General features: G+C 35.6%; 23 protein-coding genes. 18 read left to right on the top strand and 5 right to left on the bottom strand.

Translation table 11 applies throughout. From position 1 onward, the window contains the following. Positions 1-264: 264 nt before the first annotated feature. Complete coding sequence (locus Gferi_RS02810; protein ID WP_169832957.1) at positions 265-882, top strand: lactate utilization protein; 618 nt, start codon at positions 265-267, stop codon at positions 880-882. A gap of 154 nt (positions 883-1,036) precedes the next feature. After that, positions 1,037-1,489 carry a Cys-tRNA(Pro) deacylase gene (ybaK, locus tag Gferi_RS02805; RefSeq protein WP_083273810.1) on the top strand — a complete coding sequence of 151 codons (453 nt, stop codon included), beginning with the start codon at positions 1,037-1,039 and terminating at the stop codon, positions 1,487-1,489. A 190-nt stretch (positions 1,490-1,679) separates the two neighbouring features. On the opposite strand, the gene Gferi_RS02800 is transcribed toward ybaK, so the two are convergent. Continuing rightward, positions 1,680-2,264 carry a GNAT family N-acetyltransferase gene (locus Gferi_RS02800; RefSeq protein WP_069974193.1) on the bottom strand — a complete coding sequence of 195 codons (585 nt, stop codon included), beginning with the start codon at positions 2,262-2,264 and terminating at the stop codon, positions 1,680-1,682. A gap of 137 nt (positions 2,265-2,401) precedes the next feature. Between Gferi_RS02800 and Gferi_RS02795 the strand changes: the two genes are divergently transcribed. Then, positions 2,402-2,860, top strand: coding sequence for a hypothetical protein (locus tag Gferi_RS02795; protein WP_069974192.1), 459 nt, complete (start codon positions 2,402-2,404; stop codon positions 2,858-2,860). Between the two features lie 92 nt (positions 2,861-2,952). Further along, positions 2,953-3,498, top strand: coding sequence for a GNAT family N-acetyltransferase (locus Gferi_RS02790; protein WP_069974191.1), 546 nt, complete (start codon positions 2,953-2,955; stop codon positions 3,496-3,498). Between the two features lie 224 nt (positions 3,499-3,722). On the opposite strand, the gene Gferi_RS02785 is transcribed toward Gferi_RS02790, so the two are convergent. Further along, positions 3,723-4,088 (bottom strand): YmaF family protein, encoded by a 366-nt coding sequence (locus tag Gferi_RS02785; protein ID WP_069974190.1) that lies wholly within the window; start codon positions 4,086-4,088, stop codon positions 3,723-3,725. A 509-nt stretch (positions 4,089-4,597) separates the two neighbouring features. Here Gferi_RS02785 and Gferi_RS02780 point away from each other — a divergent pair. The 10 genes from Gferi_RS02780 to Gferi_RS02735 all read left to right on the top strand — a co-directional run bounded on the left by Gferi_RS02780 (position 4,598) and on the right by Gferi_RS02735 (position 14,305). Further along, positions 4,598-5,119: an aminoacyl-tRNA deacylase gene (locus tag Gferi_RS02780; RefSeq protein WP_236932681.1), complete on the top strand. Its 522-nt coding sequence runs from the start codon at positions 4,598-4,600 to the stop codon at positions 5,117-5,119. Positions 5,120-6,333: 1,214 nt separating this feature from the next. After that, positions 6,334-6,819, top strand: coding sequence for a GNAT family N-acetyltransferase (locus Gferi_RS02775; protein WP_069974189.1), 486 nt, complete (start codon positions 6,334-6,336; stop codon positions 6,817-6,819). A gap of 257 nt (positions 6,820-7,076) precedes the next feature. Then, positions 7,077-8,033: a lysine exporter LysO family protein gene (locus Gferi_RS02770; RefSeq protein WP_069974188.1), complete on the top strand. Its 957-nt coding sequence runs from the start codon at positions 7,077-7,079 to the stop codon at positions 8,031-8,033. A 178-nt stretch (positions 8,034-8,211) separates the two neighbouring features. After that, positions 8,212-8,460: a hypothetical protein gene (locus Gferi_RS02765; RefSeq protein ID WP_069974187.1), complete on the top strand. Its 249-nt coding sequence runs from the start codon at positions 8,212-8,214 to the stop codon at positions 8,458-8,460. 141 nt (positions 8,461-8,601) lie between these two features. After that, positions 8,602-9,048, top strand: a complete 447-nt coding sequence (locus tag Gferi_RS02760) for a hypothetical protein (protein WP_069974186.1) — start codon at positions 8,602-8,604, stop codon at positions 9,046-9,048. 683 nt (positions 9,049-9,731) lie between these two features. After that, entirely contained in the window at positions 9,732-10,415 is a 684-nt protein-coding gene (gene yunB / locus Gferi_RS02755) for a sporulation protein YunB (RefSeq protein WP_069974185.1), read from the top strand. Between the two features lie 544 nt (positions 10,416-10,959). Further along, positions 10,960-11,799 carry an MBL fold metallo-hydrolase gene (locus Gferi_RS02750; RefSeq protein ID WP_069974184.1) on the top strand — a complete coding sequence of 280 codons (840 nt, stop codon included), beginning with the start codon at positions 10,960-10,962 and terminating at the stop codon, positions 11,797-11,799. A gap of 50 nt (positions 11,800-11,849) precedes the next feature. Then, positions 11,850-12,041 carry a DUF6954 family protein gene (locus Gferi_RS02745; RefSeq protein WP_069974183.1) on the top strand — a complete coding sequence of 64 codons (192 nt, stop codon included), beginning with the start codon at positions 11,850-11,852 and terminating at the stop codon, positions 12,039-12,041. 271 nt (positions 12,042-12,312) lie between these two features. Further along, positions 12,313-13,611, top strand: a complete 1,299-nt coding sequence (gene hflX / locus Gferi_RS02740; protein WP_069974182.1) for a GTPase HflX — start codon at positions 12,313-12,315, stop codon at positions 13,609-13,611. A gap of 19 nt (positions 13,612-13,630) precedes the next feature. Then, positions 13,631-14,305, top strand: a complete 675-nt coding sequence (locus Gferi_RS02735; protein ID WP_083273330.1) for a HEAT repeat domain-containing protein — start codon at positions 13,631-13,633, stop codon at positions 14,303-14,305. Here the strand turns inward: Gferi_RS02735 and Gferi_RS02730 are convergent. Continuing rightward, entirely contained in the window at positions 14,295-14,765 is a 471-nt protein-coding gene (locus Gferi_RS02730; RefSeq protein WP_236932740.1) for a DUF3189 family protein, read from the bottom strand. The two genes, Gferi_RS02735 and Gferi_RS02730, sit on opposite strands and share 11 nt — an antisense overlap. A 219-nt stretch (positions 14,766-14,984) precedes the next feature. Between Gferi_RS02730 and Gferi_RS02725 the strand changes: the two genes are divergently transcribed. The 3 genes from Gferi_RS02725 (at position 14,985) to Gferi_RS02715 (ending at position 16,597) form a co-directional block, all read left to right on the top strand. Further along, complete coding sequence (locus Gferi_RS02725) at positions 14,985-15,416, top strand: NUDIX hydrolase (RefSeq protein ID WP_069974181.1); 432 nt, start codon at positions 14,985-14,987, stop codon at positions 15,414-15,416. A 57-nt stretch (positions 15,417-15,473) separates the two neighbouring features. Then, complete coding sequence (locus Gferi_RS02720) at positions 15,474-16,124, top strand: YigZ family protein (protein WP_069974180.1); 651 nt, start codon at positions 15,474-15,476, stop codon at positions 16,122-16,124. Between the two features lie 83 nt (positions 16,125-16,207). After that, positions 16,208-16,597 carry a CoA-binding protein gene (locus Gferi_RS02715; protein WP_069974179.1) on the top strand — a complete coding sequence of 130 codons (390 nt, stop codon included), beginning with the start codon at positions 16,208-16,210 and terminating at the stop codon, positions 16,595-16,597. A 9-nt stretch (positions 16,598-16,606) separates the two neighbouring features. On the opposite strand, the gene Gferi_RS02710 is transcribed toward Gferi_RS02715, so the two are convergent. Then, a complete protein-coding gene (locus Gferi_RS02710) occupies positions 16,607-16,969 on the bottom strand; it encodes a sulfite exporter TauE/SafE family protein (RefSeq protein ID WP_069974178.1) in 363 nt (120 codons plus the stop codon). Next, positions 16,969-17,331, bottom strand: a complete 363-nt coding sequence (locus tag Gferi_RS02705) for a sulfite exporter TauE/SafE family protein (RefSeq protein ID WP_069974177.1) — start codon at positions 17,329-17,331, stop codon at positions 16,969-16,971. Before Gferi_RS02705 ends, Gferi_RS02710 begins: the two co-directional genes overlap by 1 nt. A gap of 146 nt (positions 17,332-17,477) precedes the next feature. Between Gferi_RS02705 and cysK the strand changes: the two genes are divergently transcribed. Continuing rightward, positions 17,478-18,401, top strand: coding sequence for a cysteine synthase A (gene cysK, locus Gferi_RS02700; protein ID WP_069974176.1), 924 nt, complete (start codon positions 17,478-17,480; stop codon positions 18,399-18,401). Positions 18,402-18,404: the final 3 nt, after the last annotated feature.

Below are 18,404 nucleotides of genomic sequence, written 5' to 3'. Positions count from 1 at the left end.
CGAGCTAGAATGAAGGAGAAGATTAAACTGTTTTTAGAATATAACGAAATTTATTAAAACAGTCCTGTGAAATAATTCCAGATTACTGTATAATATCACGTATACACGATAAAAGTCTTATGTTTTCACGAAATCAAATTTAAAATAAATAAGGCGTAAGCAGTTAAAGTGGCTACTACAAGCACTTAATCCATTCATGTTGTCAATACCTTAGCTATGCGCAATAATAACTTAAAATAAGAAATGAAAAAAGGGGTAGATGAAGTGGAAAAAGAGAAAATTGAATATCTGATTCAAAGTTTAGCAGCTAGAAATATTGAAGGATATTTTATGGACACATTTGAAGAAGCAAAGTCAAAGATAATGGAGATGATCCCAATTGATGCCCGTGTGGGTATGGGAAACTCTATAACCTTGAAAAATATGAAAATCAGTAAAGAATTAAATGATAGAGGGAATATTGTATGTGATAAAACATTAGCTAAAAGTAAAGAAGAAAGTAAAGAACTTAAAAGAAAGTCATTATTAAGTGATTGGTATATTACAGGAACAAATGCTGTTTCATTAGAGGGGCATTTAGTAAACATGGATCATAGTGGAAACCGGGTAGCTGCAATGTTATATGGTCCTAATCATGTTATTATTATAATCGGTATTAACAAAATTACAATGACTTTAGATGAAGCAGTACATAGGGTAAGAAATATTGCTTCACCCCAAAATGCTCGAAGGGCAGGCTTCAATCCACCCTGCGTTGAACTGGAAAAGTGTATCGATTGCAAGTCTGCAGAAAGAGTATGTAATAATTTGGTGATTATAGAAGGGCAAAGTGATAGGGGAAGGATGAAGGTATTTATTGTAAATGAAAATGATGGATTTTAACTTTATTGGTGTACATTAGCTGAGACGGGATGATTTCAAGAGAGATTTTTAAATTTAGAGATTATAATGAACGGAAACAACTTTTATTGATAACGGTGTGAATAAAAAATCATTAAATGGGGGATAAACCTTGGCAAATTTAAAGACAAACGCTATGCGTATTCTAGACAAAGCAGGAATTACATATAAAACCTATTCGTACGATCATGGTGACGGCTTGGTGGACGGGATTTCGGTTGCTGCCAAGATCGGGCAGCCTGTTGATAAGGTCTATAAGACCCTTGTCACACAGGGAACAAATAGAGAATACTATGTTTTTATCATTCCGGTTGCTGCTGAGCTGGACTTAAAAGCTGCTGCTAGAGCAGTGGGTGAAAAAGCTGTGGGGATGATCAAGGTTATAGACATTAATAAGGTCACAGGCTATATTCGAGGCGGATGTTCTCCAATCGGTATGAAAAAAGAGTATAGGACGATATTGGATAGCAGCTGTAAAGGATTGGATACAATCATTGTAAGTGCGGGAAAGATAGGTCATCAAGTTGAATTGGCACCGTCGGATTTGGTGAGGCTCCTTCCGTGCAAAGTAGAGCGTGTTATCGTGTGAAAATGAAGATTGTAGGCACACAAATACAGACTGGAAAAACTAGAAGCAAGGTATCGTGAGATTTGGAATCCAAAAAACGAGCACCTTGCAAAATTTATGAATAATACTACAGTTTTATTTGTTACTTTTTAATAATATGCTTATCGTAAGCTGAAATACGGTGTTGAGTATTTTCTCAGCAAAAGAATTATTATAATTTCCGAAACTGTAGCTTATGGATGAAGCGTTGCCCCATCAAGCTATAATATATTTGATGAATAATTTGTCCGATTTCTTGATGAAGGGTTTCTACAGGGGTTTTGTAGGACAATGCCATTAGGTGCATTGGAACATCCCATATAGAGAATTCAATGTTCGGGATTATATAAAAACCTAAATTTTCATAAAACTTTATTCTTAAGTTACGAAGGTTTTGATCTTTTAATGTTGCTGCAAGCTCTGGACGTTCTACTTCTACAAGAATGCTCTGCTTATGGGCATATCTTTCACAAATTGCACTTACAAAGGCTGAACCGATTCTCTGACCCCGGTATTCCGGAAATACTGCAAGCTGGCTAATCAAAACGTGGTCATTGCTGTGACTGTCGGCACAAATGGCATAGGCCAAATCTATTGATTGGTTACAAAATACTAAACCATTCTGAATCCTCTCTTCCAAATGCGTATACATCACTTCATACGGTGGATATTCATCTGGAGGAAAATCTTGTTCGATTTGTTTAAAAAAAGCTTTCAGTTCAGATAAATGCATCGGACGAATGAAATAGTCTGTCATTATAATCCTTCTTTCTGGGGATTGATTTAACCATAGAATGATAGAGATAAGATCGGTTAACTTTATTATACCCTATGCTATATAAAATTTTAAATCCATGTTTCATAAATTAATGATAAATAAGGGGGGATACAACAGTGAAAAAGAAGACAATGATATATGTTTTAATGATCATAGGATATCTTATTATTAGTATTACTATATTTTATCCACGTGACCTTGTCAGAATTATCGGGGAGGGACCTAATATAGGTTCAAGCGCTCATTTAACAGTGATTCATCGAAATTCTATTTCTGAAGAGGGTACTATCGTTGAAAGTTATAACAAAGATCATTCTAAAGAAATATTAGAATTTCTAAGAATGTATAAATATAGGAAAACTAATATCAGTTATCAAAAACTCGATAATGTGGAATATTACACCATAAAAATTGAGAATAATGGACAGCAAGTTTTCCGCGCAGCTGTGAGAGGGGATCGATATCTTTCTGTTATTGATAGAAATGGAAACTGGTCAATCTTTAGAGTTTCAGGAGATAAATTTGATACAAAATTTTTGGAAGACTTATATAAAAATCTAAGTAAAATTGATTAAAACATCATATTTAAAAGGCGCACATCTATTTTAAACAACAAAAATAAAGGTAATAGAATTTTGAACCAGAACCTGGTTAAGGAGGTTAGCATATGAGAGATATAGAAATTAGTAGGCCTAAATTTGAAGATATAGCGTTAATGAATGAATTTTTCGAAATAGTTATCAGAGATACCTTTGAAAGAAATGGAATTTCAAATTTAGTAGATACAATAAATGGAGAAATTGAAAATAAGAGAAGGTTTTTGAATCAGGATATGGAAAGCGGTGGAAAGAATAGATATTTTCTTGTAGCAAAAGAAGAAGAAAATATTGTGGGAACAATTGAATATGGACCATCAAATGAACTGATTGTTTCATGTACGGATGGAGAATTTAAAGAATTAGCAGAGATAGGAACTGTATTTGTACATCCGGACTATCAAAAGAAAGGGATTGGCAGCAGGATGCTTCATTTAATGTTTATTGAATTAGATAAAAGAGGCATAGAAGAATTTTGCCTGGATAGTGGGTATAAGAGTGCACAGCAAATATGGATCAATAAATTTGGCAATCCTGAATATCATTTAAAAGATTATTGGGGAGAAGATGCCGATCATATGATATGGAGAATAAGCGTAAAAGCTGTATTAAAGTAGGAACGGAAAAAATGAAAATGAAAAACAATTTCAGATCGTTGTATCATATCACTTCCGTACAATTAAAAAGTATATATATATATGATATTTGCTAAAAGACGGCTAAGGCTAAGCAGAGAAGAAATTAAGATTTAAAACAACGTTATGTAAGCAAGGACAACTTAATTTTGAAAGTTAATATTATAGAAGTCGTCCTTATTATGATAGTAAATAATTAGTAGTTCCTATCTAAGCGGATCTTCTATGAGTGTAGCAAAAACAGCTTCATGAGAATGTCCAAGATTAAGAGTAGAGAGTGTTTCAACAAAGTGTACATGTCTTCCATCGCCAACTTCAATGGCAGGGCCGGTTTCAGCAGCAATTTCATGAAGATGTCCAACAACAAAATCTGTGTTTGTGAGTAGTCCATGTATATGGCTGCCACCGGGAATTAGAATTGCTTGACTAGTTACTCCTGCAAAACGATGGTTGTGTATAATTGCTCCTGCAAGCTTTGTACTACCTAAGAATTCGTGTACATGAGTTTGCCCACCGGGAGTAGGCACATGCTGTGCATCCTGTTCTGGTGATAAATTGATTTTTACAGGCATAAGAGTTTGCTCCTCTCTCATCATTATCTGGAAATATGAACTGAGTTATAAGGCATTAGTATTCATTTGTTCTACTTACATTACATACTATTAAGGACTAACTCAAAATGTGATACTAGAATGTAGCGATTACAAAATATATGTAGGCAGATTAGAATTTTAAGGCATAAAAAAAGCTGAGTTTTAGTTCTCAGCCTTAGGGTAAGCTATTTGCTATCTATTTGTTTCATACAATACACCAGTGTGTTCTCATCCCAATGATACTTAACACATAAACAGCATTTTCCATGGAACTCGCATTCGGTGTCTAAACAAGTACACCAGTTTTTATTACATGAAGTCACTATATCTACCTCCTAGATAAATATATTTGTTATCCATATAAATATGTAAATATTTCCATGTTATGATAAAATCTTTGTATAGGGCTAGAAATCACAGGTTATTCTGAATTGTATTGGCGGAGAGGACTCATATGCTGCCAACTTTAAAGAGGGATAGGTATCTATATGAAAAAAGAGCATACTGGCAAAGAAATCCCGATAGAGCCTGCTAAATCAAAAACTTATGGAAGAAGTGTAGTTATGGATAAACTAATTTCGATTTTGGATAAACACGAAACTGAATATGAAATTATAAAACATACGAAGCAAATTAATACTGCACAGGAAGGCGCTGATTATTTCGGTATTGAAATTGGACAAACAGCTCCTACTCTGATTTTAAAGACTGAAAAAGGTTTTTTTGCATTAATAATATCAGGTGACTATGGTAGGGTAGATTTTAAAATAATTAAGGAACTAATATCTGTCAAACAGGTTAAATTAGCAACCCCAAAAGAGGTTGAACAAGTTACCGGAAGCAAAGTGGGGAGTGTATCATTAATTAATGAGAGCTTACCAACGATAATTGACAAACAATTAAATCGATTTTCCTATGTATATGGAGGTACGGGAATACCGCAAACGACATTAAAGCTACGTCCCAATGATATAGCGAAGTTAAATAAAATAGTTGGGTACGTAAGGTGAATTTTATAATAAATGATTTTGGAAAATAACCTTTGAAGATTAGGACGTTGTGAATACAGAAACGTTATCTGAGATGCAAGATTATAGTATAGGTTGTTCTCCAGGGCCACAGCCGAATAAACCACCTAATCCTTTAGCTTCAGACATGGCTCACACCTCATATATCAGTAATTGGGCCTTGTTTTTTGTTTAAAATATGTGGGATGTGGGTTTAGAACCGGGCACTATCATTCTCCGGTAATTCATACGCTAACTGCTCAAAATCATGTTAGAAAACATAAATAGCCCAAGAAAAGAGCCTCTTAAATGTTAAGAAGCTCTTTTAAAAATAAAGATTTAAAAGGAGATATTAATAAATGACAGAAAATGCAATGCGATAGGTGACTTGAGATAAAAGATTATTCTTCTTCCCATTGCTAGTAATCGTATTTGGAGGGTTAATAATTTTTTGTGATAAAAAATTATGTATTAAGAATTAGGGAATGCTCTCCAATTCTAACGGATTTATCTGTGTCCACATCCACCAAAGAAGTAAGGATAGCAGAATAAAACTACAAGTAATAAAAAGAAAAATAATAAACTATCGTCACATCCGAAGATACCACCTACACCATATTGTTTGTCAGCCATTTACTTCACCCTTTTCATTATTCTATGGATAAGATTTTCTTCTCTGTCTATTTTTCTAATATAGAATATGTAAAGGAAAAAAACATGTGCTACCCTAAAAAACAGATTTTAAACAAAAAAATAAAAAAGACTCAAAAATCTTTCCATAACTTTAATTGCAGGAACCAGCCTAAGCTTAAATAATCCCTCTAGTATTATAAGATATAAAATTAACCAAAATACTATGTAAAATAATTCCAGATTGCTATATAATATCACTTACATATAATTTAAAAAGTACAGAACTATGAAATAAAGCTTAGGAAGGGAGAGGCTGCGTGAATGATTGATAGATTAAGAGATAGAGAAGAAATATTAAACGATTACAACGCCGGGACAGACTCCTAAAAATCAGTAGGAAAGTGGAAGAAGATAGTTTGCTGGGAATGAGTCCATACTTAACTTATTGGCTATCGCGAAGAAAGCCGCTGATTAAATAAAAGAGAAGCAGCATAATCAGACATAGCGTATAAGGCAAAGGAGATGGAGCGTTATGTTGGATTATCTAATAACATAATTGTTTCAGCATATGGAGGAGAAGATTAATGCAGAAGTATGTTTTAACAACTTTAAGTGAGAATTATGCGAAAGAGATCTGTAATTGGAGATATGAAGGGGATTATGCAGTTTATAATTTCTCGGATTGGAATGTTGTAGTTAAAAATGGATGGGATTTGGCTGTAAAAGAAAGAAGAGAATCGGATTTTTTAGCGATATTGCTGGATAATCGATTAATTGCCTTTGGGAGATTGACAACAAGTGAAGGGAAGGCTTTTATCGGTATCGGACTAGAGCCATCTATATGTGGAAAAGGTATCGGAAAAGATGTGATGAAGTTATTAATTATAGAATGTAAAAAAAGATTTCCTGAATGCATAATAGCTCTGGAAGTAAGGAGTTTTAATAAAAGAGCCATTAAATGTTATGAAAATGTTGGGTTTGAGATTAAGGATAAATATATTAATATTAAAAATAGGTTTGTAGGCGATACAGAATTTGTCTATATGGAATATCAACCAACCCAACAATAGTAAGTACCGCGTAGTATATATCGGGGAAACACCGTTCTCGCCCTATGGTGACGGTAAGGCGACTCTTTTGGTTCTGTCGTCTTGAACACATTGAAGGATATTTAAATGCAGAACGCTAGATTCTTCGCTTTGTTCAGGAGGTCAGGGATACGTTCTTGAAGTAATGAAGATGTAGGGGCCGCACAGTGTACATCCGCATTATGATGCATTCTGATATTACTTTAAGCTAAAAAGAATATCACTGGGAGGAGATTGTTTTGACTTGGCTTCCTTTTATTTGTTTGACTATTGGCTTTTTTATAGGAATTCAAAAGCTATCACAGTATCTCTTAGTACTGGTAGATAAGATTATAACGCTAACGTTAATACTGTTGATGTTGGTGATTGGTTCTTCAATTGGAATTAATCCACAGGTTATGGCAAGACTGGGCATAGTAGGATTTAACTGTGCTGTACTAGCCTTGTTGTCTATAACTTTTAGCATATTTTTCGTTTGTTTTGTTGAAAAGACAGTTTTACCTCTTGAAAAAATTCAGAAAGAATTATTTTTAGATCAATTAAACATAAGCAATGAAGTGGATCTTTCGGGACAAGAAAATCAAAGAATATCTCATTTAGTTTGGATTATGCCGGGTAGTATTTTATTAGGAATTGTAGTTGGTTTTTTCATTTTGCCGAAAGCCAGTACTGGCATTTTATCTATTTCTCTGACACTTTGCCTAATTGCTCTTTACATAGGTGTTGGAATAAGTTTAGGAATCAACAAGAAAGTATTCAGATATGTAAAATTGTTGGGTTGGAAAATCATCTTTCTTTCTATCGCTATTTTTCTAGGGAGTGTTCTAGGAGGAGTAATCGGAGGAACTGTTTTGAAAATACCTTATTCTATTTCGGTTACATCTGTCAGTGGAATGAGCTACTATAGTATCACTGGGGCATTTATGACCAGTGTATATGGAATTGAAGCTGGGACATACGGTTTTATTGTAAATATAATGAGAGAATTCTTTACTGTGCTGATGCTTCCTTTCCTGATTCGAATTAGCAAAGGAAGTCCAATTGCTGGAGGAGCTGCTGGAAATATGGATACTATGCTGGCGCCAGTAACAAAATTTGTAGGTGTTGAATTAGGGTTGGTTGCATTAATTACCGGAACCATTTTAACCTTTGCAGTACCATTTATTTTACCTTTTCTACATGGAATATTTGTGTAGAGGAACAGAAAAGGCAATTCTGAAATCTGTTCAATGGACAATTAAACGTGGAAGCTGCAGAATATAAGAAGTCTTAATAAATAGGGAGTACATGTGGGGCCTTATCTAAAAATTATTTGAATACTAAAGCGTCACATGCTACATAGAATTAATATATTGTAGCATGGGGGTGAGGTATATGAAAACCTATACATTCTATTTTCGGATCGAAAAAGAAGCTGGAATGAAAAGCAATGAGGGAATTCCTCAATCAGAACCTGCATATGTAGAAATCTGCTTTGAAACAAAAAAGAAAATGAGTAATAAGGAGATAAATGAAGCAATCTTAAGGTTTAGAAAGGACCTGGCAGAACAGTTAAAAGTAAAAGTATGGCATATCGTATCAATCAGCGAAAAAGAGTATATGAAGCATTTGGAGGAAAAGTAAGATACAGGCTATTAGACTTTTCTAAGAATCATTTTATATATAAACTTTCTCCTGGTAATTCATAAAGCTCAGACCGGATATCACCCCCTTAGATATAAAATAGACAAAGGGGGTGATTTTGCAAAGAGAGGATGATCATATATGAAAGAAAGAATAAGAAATAAGTCTGCAAAACTTCAATTGATTGTTGGGATTTTACTTATTTTAAGCGGCATCTGCTATAGGCTGTACTCCAATGAATTGAGTGCTTTTAATCCTTATGTAAAATTCTCTAGTGATAAGGAAGACAACAGTATTAAAAATCTAGAGTATAAGTTGTACATTACAAATAGCAGAAATAAACCAATCAATTTTCATATAATATTTAAACGGCCTGATTTGGATTGGTATCCATATATAAATAGCATTCCTGAAGAATATTATACTGAGCGATTATTGATTGATGCAAAGACAACAGAATACTATGAAATTCATACGACTTATAAATCTATAGATGATAGAATTACAGGTGGAATATTAAGTGATTTACAGGTAGAGATAGTATCCGAGGGCGAATATGAAAAGCGGATGGAAAAAATAATTAGATAAATTTCTATTCTAGGTAATACAGATACCTTTTTACATGCCCATATTTTTCCCAGATATGAATGGGAAGAGGAAGTAAGAAGAAAATATCCCGTATGGCTATATCCGAAAGAAAATTGGACTAATGGAAAATATCAGCTATGTGCAGAAAAACATGGCGATATGAAGGAAAAACTAATTGTGAAGTTGAAACAATTAGTTGAAAAAACTTATTAATAAATTGCCCAATTTAAGAATTACATAACAGTAGGATAATACTTCATAAGGAAGGGTAGGGGCGCACAGTGTGCGCCCGCTAGCGGTTTGCTACGAGAAAACACTGTGCGCCCCTGCAAACAAGAAAATACCACGCAAGGTTGTAGGTTTGGGGCTATGCACCCAGCCGAGTTGAAAAAAAAATAATGATCGGCATGAAAACCTGCTACTACGTAATACAATATACGAATCATAATTTTAACTGTAGGGTCGGACGACTCTGTCCGACCGCTAATGTTACATTATTCCTACTAAACGTTATAATCCTAAGAAGCGAAACTTGGAAAAAATACCGTATCATTCAGATAAATTTTAGATATTTTTATATCAAGCTTCAAGCATGTCATTCTGCTAGGTTGAAAAACTTTTATATTCATTAATCACAAAATCATCCCTCAAGTCATAAAATAGATAAAGGGGGTGGTTTTTTGATGCGAAGGAAATATAGACGACCTAGAAGAAAAGGAAATCTCAAAGCATTTATAGCAATACTAGCAATATTTTTATTCGTGATCTACAGCTTCCTCCTTGTCGATAAAAAGGTAAAACCGTCGGTTCTTGCGATCGCCGAAGTAAAAGCACGGGAGATTGCAACAAGAGCGATCAATGAATCGGTAAACTCCAAGGTATCTGATGATATAAAATATCAGGATCTAATATTTATTCGTACGGATACTGAGGGTAATGTCACAATGATGCAGGCTAATACCGTAATGATGAACCGCCTAGCTTCGGAGGTTGCATTGACTGTCCAAGATAATATCAAGCAGATTAAAGCATCCTCTGTAAAAGTACCCTTAGGCAACGTATTTGGCAGTCAGCTGCTTGCACAATATGGCCCTAAGATTAATATTAACGTTACCCCAATTGGTATGGTAAATGTAGACTTTAAAACACAGTTTGAACAGTCTGGAATCAATCAAACCAGGCATAAAATCTACCTGGTAGTCAATACCCAGGTGAGGATCATTGTACCATTTTCAACAAATACTACATCTGTAGAAACTTCAGTACCTATTGCAGAGACTGTTATTGTAGGAAAAGTACCACAAAGCTATATTTTTGTTCCAGAGAATCAAATGCTAAATATTATGCCAAAGACACCTCTTGAGTAGCTATCATATTCAAAATATGATAGCTATTTCTATGAAATGGTGTAAAATACGATAAAAAAAGATGATAAAGTGATATAATATAATATGGAATAAAGTGGAATACCAAATTTGCCGCACTGAAAAAAAGATTGGAAGGGGAGATATAGGATGAAAAAATTCATTGTTGAGGATGATTTTTAGCAACTATTTCCCAATGCTCAAATCGGGGTCATCATTGCCCGGGACATAAATAATCATAAAAATGCCGTAAATTATGATCCCCCGAGCCTAGGCGAAATCATCTACAAAGATGAGGCAGGAGGGATATGCCGTTGTTGGAATTGGCGGGAAGCAGACTGAACGAAACTGACAGAAAATACCAAGGATGCCATTCTTGTAATAGAGCTGATAGATGAAAGCAGAGAAGATGCATTTAAAGAAGCCCTAGGGTCTTTAGTCCAATTGATTCAGGAGCATTTAGGTGGAGAGCAGAAGATTCAATTTTTAAGTCATGATGTGCGTGAGGTATCTCTATAAAATAGGAAGGATACCCTAAGGAGGAGAAATGAAGTTAACAATTTTGTTGGACAATAATACGTTTATCGATCGATATTTTTATGGAGAACCAGGTGTAGCCTACCTCATTGAATCGGAAGGGAAAAAAATCTTATTTGATACGGGCTACTCTGATGCTTTCATCCGAAATGCACAAAAGATGGGGGTTTCTCTTTTAGATTTAGATTATATTGTTCTTTCCCACGGACACATGGATCATACATGGGGCTTAATACCTTTGATGCGACACTACATAGAAGCAGCTATAGAAGGAAAGGCTTATATGAGGCCTACTGTTGTCGCGCATCCCTTTGTATGCCTGACAAGAAGTATAGCCGAACAGGAAGAAATAGGTTCGCTGCTTTCTCAGGAAAAGTTAGGTCAGCATTTTCATCTCGCTCTGAGTAAGGTTCCTGTATGGTTGACAGAAAAACTCGTTTTTTTAGGAGAGATAGAGCGGGGCAATGATTTTGAAGCGCAAAAACCCATTGGAAAAATACTGAAAGACGGTTCGTTAGAGGAGGATTATCTTTTAGATGATTCGGCACTGGTTTATCGATCCGCACAAGGACTGGTGATTATTACAGGATGCTCACACGCTGGGATTTGCAATATCATAGAATATGCAAAGCAAATATGTGAAGACGAGCGAATTGTAGATATTGTTGGAGGTCTGCACCTACTGGATCCAGATGAGAAACAGATTCAAGGAACACTGGAATATATAAAGAAGCAGAAATTGAAAAATTTACACGCCTGTCATTGTACGGATCTCCATTCTAAAATCGCACTATCGCAAATCACCAATCTGAAAGAGGTCGGTGTAGGTCTGGTACTTGAATATGAATAACAGAGATTAAAAATGTGACAGGATAGGACAGGGAGAAGGGAGAATCGTCTATGAAAAAAATTCTTGTATATACTCTTTTTGCTGTGCTTTTTTTACTTTTAACCTTCTTTGGAATGGGACCTGTAATGCTTGCTGATGGCGATATCGGAGAAAGGGCTTTGACGTTTATTGCAGTATTGTGTGGTTATACGTTGCTGCTGGGAACCTTCCGGTGGTGGAGAAAAAGATATAACAAAAAATAATAAGGTTCGATCAATAATCTTCAATACGTCAGCAATGGCGTATTTTTTATATCATAGGAAAGTTTTACTTTTCTATGATATAAAAAAAGGGGTTGTAGGGGATGAAATCCCCTGCCGTACTAAGGCGGGTGCTCAGACAGCTTTGCTGTCGTCAACGCTCTTTTTATAGGCTAAAAGGATATTTTTCTGAACAACCTTGAAAATCCTTGATGTTTTTGTTTGAATTTAGAGTATAATAAAAGATATATAGAAAAGTAGGGTTGGTGAAGATATGCAGTTTAACGAAAATAATGAGATCATTGAACACATAGAGCAAAGAGCAGTCCTTGTAGGTGTAAGTACTGGAAGCCGGGATGAGGTCACTACCATTGAAAACTCTATGCAAGAATTAGAGGAATTAGCGCAAGCAGCAGGGGCTGAAGTTCTAGAAAAGGTGGTGCAAAATAAGCAGCGTATTGATGCTACATATTATATTGGAAAAGGAAAAGCTGAGGAAATTCGTATTTTATGCAATGCATTGGATGCAAATCTGGTGATCTTTAATGATGAATTGTCCGGTGCTCAAATAAGGAATTTAGAAGAATTGATGGAAGTGACAGTGATTGACAGAACTACTTTGATTTTAGATATTTTTGCACAGCGGGCCCAATCTAAAGAAGGAAAGCTGCAGGTAGAGTTGGCACAGCTGCGCTATCGGTTGCCGAGATTGATAGGATTGGGAAGAGCTCTCTCCAGAACCGGTGCAGGAATTGGTACACGAGGGCCGGGAGAGAAAAAACTGGAGTTGGATCGTAGACATATATTGGATAGAATCAGTGACATTCGCCAGCAATTAGAGGAAATTAAAAAGAATAGAGAGGTTCAAAGAGGGAAAAGAAGAAAAAGTGAGATTCCTGTAGTCGCTCTTGTAGGTTATACGAATGCAGGAAAATCTACATTGATGAATCAAATTTTAAGTTATGCAGGATTCCATCAGGAAGATAAGAGCGTTTATGCAGAGGACATGCTTTTTGCTACTTTGGATACTGCGCATCGAAAAATTCAGCTTCCGGATAAGGAAGAATTCATCTTAATCGATACGGTAGGATTTGTTAGTAAGCTGCCCCATGCTTTGGTAGATGCATTTAAAGCCACCCTTGAGGAAGTACAGGATGCCCACCTAATCATTCACTTGGTAGATGTGACCAATAGGGACTATGAGATGCAGATGAAAGTCACCGAGAATGTATTGGAAGAGCTAGAGGTAAAAGATAAATCTACCATTCTGGTATTTAATAAGATTGATAGGATAGAGGGAGAAAATACTTATATCCCTAGAGGAAAAGATTTGATCCATCTTTCTGCATTGAAAGGTATCGGTTTAGATGAATTGTTAAAGACAGTCAAAGAAAAGCTTTTTCAAGATCAGAAAAAAGTAGCATTATTAATTCCGTATAATCGAGGAGATATCGTATCTTATCTATGTGATAAAACAAAGGTACTCTCAACAGAGTATCAAGAAGAGGGTGTTTTTGTAGAGACCTGGTTAAATACTGCAGATTACAATAGATATATCAGCTTTATCCGGTAAGTAGCGAGGGAGAGATTTTATGAAGTCTATGAAGTTGAGTACCCTGTCTTGGCAGAACTTGGGTGACAAAGATGAGCATCTGATTACTTATCTGCTTTATAAAGAGGGAAAAGATGTTGGACTTATTGCTAAAATAAGAAGATTGAATGTGGAGGAAGTGAACCGGCATCTTATCCGCGCTAAATGGGAAATTCTTTCAGCTGGAAAGGAAGAAAAAACCTTGCTGGAACGAATGATTGAGTTAGATAAAAGTGAGCGAAAAGACATTTTAACAGCTATGCCGAATAACGAAAAAAAAGAACTGGCTAGGGAGATTTATAAAAAATATTTTGAAATTAAACATTCGGAAGATAAGATGTTAATCATTTGGTTGATCGGTGAGTTGAGGTTAAAGGAGCTTCTTAAGCTAATTCACGGGGATATGGATCATCCCCATGGGAATGTGAGAAGATTAGCTTGTTCAGCTATCGGAAAAATTGGAGATGAAAGCAGTCTGGATTATTTGCATAAGGCTTTGGCAGATACAAAACCACAGGTGAGACAATATGCTGCTAAGGCATTAGGAAACTTAGGCAGCAAGAAGACCATACAGAGGATACAAAATCTTTTATATAATCCCGACGAAAGAGATTATGTAAGACGTGCTTTTGAGGAAGCGATTGTGAAGATAGAGAAGAAGTATACTACTGGTTAATGCATCTGTGTTTTGTTTCCTGTACCAGCTTTACTAAGTTGTTATAGGCTAGGACTGTTCCTTTAGCTACGATAGGACGTCCAAATCTAACCCATTTTAATCTTCTAGAGGAAAAACCTCCAATTTTCATCCAAATGTTTACACAGGGCATCGTATTGACAAATAGGATGTCCTCCTTATTTTCTCCAAGAACTTCCCATAGATCCAGGAGAGCTGGCAGCATAAGATGGGGAATAAATTGCCTGCTAAAGTTATATATATGGTTCCCGTATTCATCTATTCCACGTAAGAAGATTGTTCCACGGTCAACCGTTTCAAGGGTGTCGTAAAAGGGGATATGAAGTAGATCGGAAACACTGGGTATGCGATCCTGGGGAAGCATATTTAGATGAATAGCAGCTGCGGTAGGAGAAGAGTGAGCACCACCAACGCAATGATAAATAATATGCAGAAATATCACCTCCAATTGCTATTGTAACCAGGAATATAAAAAAATATAAATTTCTTTTAAGCTGTATACATGATATCGAAAAATAAAGATATACTATAGAATAATTAAAAATCTATTGTACAAGGTTAATAAAGAATTTACATTATGATAAATTTTCTGAATAGTCTTGAAAAGTCTTAGGCTTTAAGATATGATAATATTAAATATATTGGAGGGAGGAATCGTCCAATGCTTTTCAGAAGTTGTGCAGGCGGCGTAGTATTTTTGGAGGACAAGGTATTGATTTTGAAAAATGAAAAAGATGAATGGGTACTACCAAAGGGTGCAATTCGTAATGGGAATCTCTCAAGAGACACAGCTATCAACCGTGTGAAGGAAGAAACCGGTGTAAATGCTGAGATTGTCTCTTCAATTGGAGAAACTTGTTACGAATTTTATTCTATTTCCAGACAACAACCTGTGTGCAACGAAATAACTTGGTATTTGATGAGTGCCTCGAATGATCATTGTGAACTCAATAAAGAGTTGGGATTTAAAGATGTAGGATTCTTTTCCATTGAGGAAGCATTAGATATGATTACTTACAGCCAGGATCGTTCCTTAGTAAGTCTCTCCTATCGAAAATTTAAAGAGTTATCTGAAAAAGAATTAATGGTATAATGGTAAGGAAGAGTAGTGAAGTCAACTACTCTTCTAATCTTTTAAGGAGGCTCTAATATGATAAAAAGATATAAAACAATCTTTCAATATGGAGAGGCAGAGCATATTATTGAAAAATCCAGATTTATTGGATATGCAAAACCGGTAGAAAATGAAGAAGATGCCTTAGCTTTTATTGAAGGTATTAAAATAAAACATAAAAATGCGACACATAATGTACCTGTTTATATTATTGGAGAAAAGGATGATATTCAGCGTTATAGTGATGATGGAGAACCTGCAGGAACAGCTGGAGTACCTATTTTAGATATGTTAAAAAAAGAAGAGATTAAGAATACTGCAATTGTAGTAACAAGATATTTTGGGGGAATTAAACTGGGAACTGGGGGCTTGGTAAGGGCCTATACTGCAACGGCAAAGCTTGCATTGCAGCAAGCAAAAATCATTGAGAAAGTGTTATATGATGTGGTTAGCATCAAGATAGATTATACGCTTTTGGGAAAAGTCCAAAATGAATTAATGATTAAGGAATACAGTATTAAAGAGACTGTTTTTGAAGATACTGTCAGCCTGTTTGTATATGTAACCGTAGAACAGAGCAATCAATTGATCAACAGCATAACGAATCTTACCAATGGAAAAGCTGTAATGAATATCACAGATACACTTTATCTAAATGAATATAATGGACGATTAATGAAAGAATAGATAGATACAGAGAGAAGTTGGAATAAGTTATTTATGAATGGGTATATAATAGTATGCGTAAAATATTGAAGGAGGAATATACTATGGATATGGAATTATTAAAAAAAGAAATGCTAGAGAAAAAAATATGGGCAGTGATTGGTGCTACACCAAATGTAGAAAAATTTGGCTATAAAATATTTAAAAAGCTGAAAAGTAAAGGGTATGAAGTATATGCGGTAAATCCAAACTACGATACGGTAGAAGGTGACAAATGCTATTCTGATCTTGCCTCACTTCCTGTAAAACCAGAATGCGTAAACATGGTAGTACCACCAGCTGTTAGTAAAAAATTCTTAGCGGAAATAGAAAAGGAAGGTATACAGTACGTATGGTTCCAGCCCGGAACATTTGATGAAGACACGATCGACCTAGCAGAAAGCAAAGGGTTAAAGATTGTTTATTATGATTGTGTCTTGGTAGCGCTGGGATAAAAAGTCGTACTATTTCGTACGACTTTTCTCTTTCCAAAAGAATTCATAAAGGCCCATAAAAAAAAGAAAAATACCAAAGAGTCTTCGCAGTAGCTCCGATGGTAGATTTACTGCTAAAAAAGAGCCTCCTATAGCACCAACCATACCTAAAAAAATCAATGGAAGACAGAGCTGGATTTCAATGTTTTTATTTTTAAAGTGGGTAAAGAGTGCTACTACAGCTACAGGAAGGAAGGAGATTAGATTTACACTTTGTGCCTGATGCTGGGTCAGTGCAGTAAAAATGATAAGGGCAGGAATTAAGATCGTTCCTCCTCCAATGCCCATTGCACCGATTATTCCTGAAAACAGTCCGATAAGAATTAAGAGCATTAAAACACCATCCTTATTGCTGCGATAATCATAAAAACACCAAAGGCTTTTCGAAGTAAATTATCAGAAATCCTTGCAAACAAGCGGGCTCCAATATAGCTGCCCACGACACCGCCCAAGATAACCTTCAAGGTTACGTCCCAAGCTATAATTCCATGCTTTACATAAATGAAAGCACTGACCAAAGTCAGTGGAAGGATGATTGCGATGGCAGTGGCATGAGCTTTATGTTGGCTTACACCTAGGAGAAAGAACATACCAGGTACTAAAATCGTTCCGCCGCCTGCGCCAAAGAGACCATTAATCATTCCGGTAATTAAACCTAGTAAGATTATTTTAAAAGAAAGAGATGGTTTTTCCATAAGATCACCCTATTGTCTTAAATTTGTCACTATCATATAGTTTGAACAATGAAAATATTTTTATTAGTGTGTTGACATATAAAATAAAATAGCATAAAATAATACCATAAATTCCGATAAGAAAAGTATGAAATGGAGGCTATAGAATGAAGGTTGCAAATAGTATTATTGAATTGATTGGAAATACACCAATGGTAAAGTTAAATAAATTAGTAGGGGATGAGGATGCTGCAGTTTATGCAAAACTCGAATTTTTTAATCCTGGCAGCAGTGTTAAGGATCGTATTGCCCTAAGCATGATTGAAGCGGAAGAAAAGAAAGGAAAGCTGAAGCCAGGCTCTGTAATTATTGAGCCGACCAGTGGAAATACAGGAATTGGTTTAGCAATGATTGCTGCAGCAAAGGGATATAAGGTTATTTTAGTAATGCCTGAGACCATGAGTATGGAGCGAAGAAAGCTACTAAAAGCTTTTGGCGCAGACCTTGTTTTAACAGAAGGCGTTAAGGGAATGCGGGGTGCTATTGAGAAAGCAGCGGAAATTGCTAAAGAAAATCCAGATTATTTCATGCCTCAGCAGTTTGAGAATCCTTCGAATCCTGAAGTTCATAGAAACACTACTGCTAAAGAGATTCTAGATCAAATGGATAGTCACTTTGACATGTTGGTTGCTGGTGTAGGAACAGGGGGAAGTATTACGGGAATCGGTGAAGTAATTAAGAATGCAATTCGAGATGTAAAGGTAGTTGCCGTTGAACCTAAAAATTCTCCTGTACTTTCTGGTGGACAGCCGGGTCCCCATAAAATTCAAGGAATTGGTGCAGGATTTGTGCCTAAGATATTGAATATGGATATAATCGATGAAGTAATACAGGTAGAAGACGAAGTCGCTATGGAATATGCACGAAAAATGGCAAGAGAAGAAGGGATTTTGGTAGGGATTTCTTCAGGTGCCGCTGTTTACAGTGCCATACAGAAAGCAAAAGCTCTAGGGAAAGGAAAAAAGGTTGTTGTGATCATTCCAAGCTATGGAGAAAGATATTTAAGTACACCGCTCTTTGATATTGAATAAACC

The organism is Geosporobacter ferrireducens, assembly GCF_001750685.1.
In the GTDB taxonomy this organism is placed as follows: domain Bacteria; phylum Bacillota; class Clostridia; order Peptostreptococcales; family Thermotaleaceae; genus Geosporobacter; species Geosporobacter ferrireducens.
Note: the sequence above shows the minus strand (reverse complement) of the source record. Positions and strands in the feature narration are given on the sequence as shown.

Excerpts from the sequence above, each read along its gene's own strand:
- ybaK (WP_083273810.1), top strand. The coding sequence starts at position 1,037 with ATGCGTATTCTAGACAAAGCAGGAATTACATATAAAACCTATTCGTAC.
- Gferi_RS02800 (WP_069974193.1), bottom strand. The coding sequence starts at position 2,264 with ATGACAGACTATTTCATTCGTCCGATGCATTTATCTGAACTGAAAGCT.
- Gferi_RS02790 (WP_069974191.1), top strand. The coding sequence starts at position 2,953 with ATGAGAGATATAGAAATTAGTAGGCCTAAATTTGAAGATATAGCGTTA.
- Gferi_RS02785 (WP_069974190.1), bottom strand. The coding sequence starts at position 4,088 with ATGCCTGTAAAAATCAATTTATCACCAGAACAGGATGCACAGCATGTG.
- Gferi_RS02780 (WP_236932681.1), top strand. The coding sequence starts at position 4,598 with ATGAAAAAAGAGCATACTGGCAAAGAAATCCCGATAGAGCCTGCTAAA.
- Gferi_RS02775 (WP_069974189.1), top strand. The coding sequence starts at position 6,334 with ATGCAGAAGTATGTTTTAACAACTTTAAGTGAGAATTATGCGAAAGAG.
- Gferi_RS02765 (WP_069974187.1), top strand. The coding sequence starts at position 8,212 with ATGAAAACCTATACATTCTATTTTCGGATCGAAAAAGAAGCTGGAATG.
- Gferi_RS02760 (WP_069974186.1), top strand. The coding sequence starts at position 8,602 with ATGAAAGAAAGAATAAGAAATAAGTCTGCAAAACTTCAATTGATTGTT.
- yunB (WP_069974185.1), top strand. The coding sequence starts at position 9,732 with ATGCGAAGGAAATATAGACGACCTAGAAGAAAAGGAAATCTCAAAGCA.
- Gferi_RS02750 (WP_069974184.1), top strand. The coding sequence starts at position 10,960 with ATGAAGTTAACAATTTTGTTGGACAATAATACGTTTATCGATCGATAT.
- Gferi_RS02745 (WP_069974183.1), top strand. The coding sequence starts at position 11,850 with ATGAAAAAAATTCTTGTATATACTCTTTTTGCTGTGCTTTTTTTACTT.
- hflX (WP_069974182.1), top strand. The coding sequence starts at position 12,313 with ATGCAGTTTAACGAAAATAATGAGATCATTGAACACATAGAGCAAAGA.
- Gferi_RS02735 (WP_083273330.1), top strand. The coding sequence starts at position 13,631 with ATGAAGTCTATGAAGTTGAGTACCCTGTCTTGGCAGAACTTGGGTGAC.
- Gferi_RS02725 (WP_069974181.1), top strand. The coding sequence starts at position 14,985 with ATGCTTTTCAGAAGTTGTGCAGGCGGCGTAGTATTTTTGGAGGACAAG.
- Gferi_RS02720 (WP_069974180.1), top strand. The coding sequence starts at position 15,474 with ATGATAAAAAGATATAAAACAATCTTTCAATATGGAGAGGCAGAGCAT.
- Gferi_RS02715 (WP_069974179.1), top strand. The coding sequence starts at position 16,208 with ATGGATATGGAATTATTAAAAAAAGAAATGCTAGAGAAAAAAATATGG.
- Gferi_RS02710 (WP_069974178.1), bottom strand. The coding sequence starts at position 16,969 with ATGCTCTTAATTCTTATCGGACTGTTTTCAGGAATAATCGGTGCAATG.
- Gferi_RS02705 (WP_069974177.1), bottom strand. The coding sequence starts at position 17,331 with ATGGAAAAACCATCTCTTTCTTTTAAAATAATCTTACTAGGTTTAATT.
- cysK (WP_069974176.1), top strand. The coding sequence starts at position 17,478 with ATGAAGGTTGCAAATAGTATTATTGAATTGATTGGAAATACACCAATG.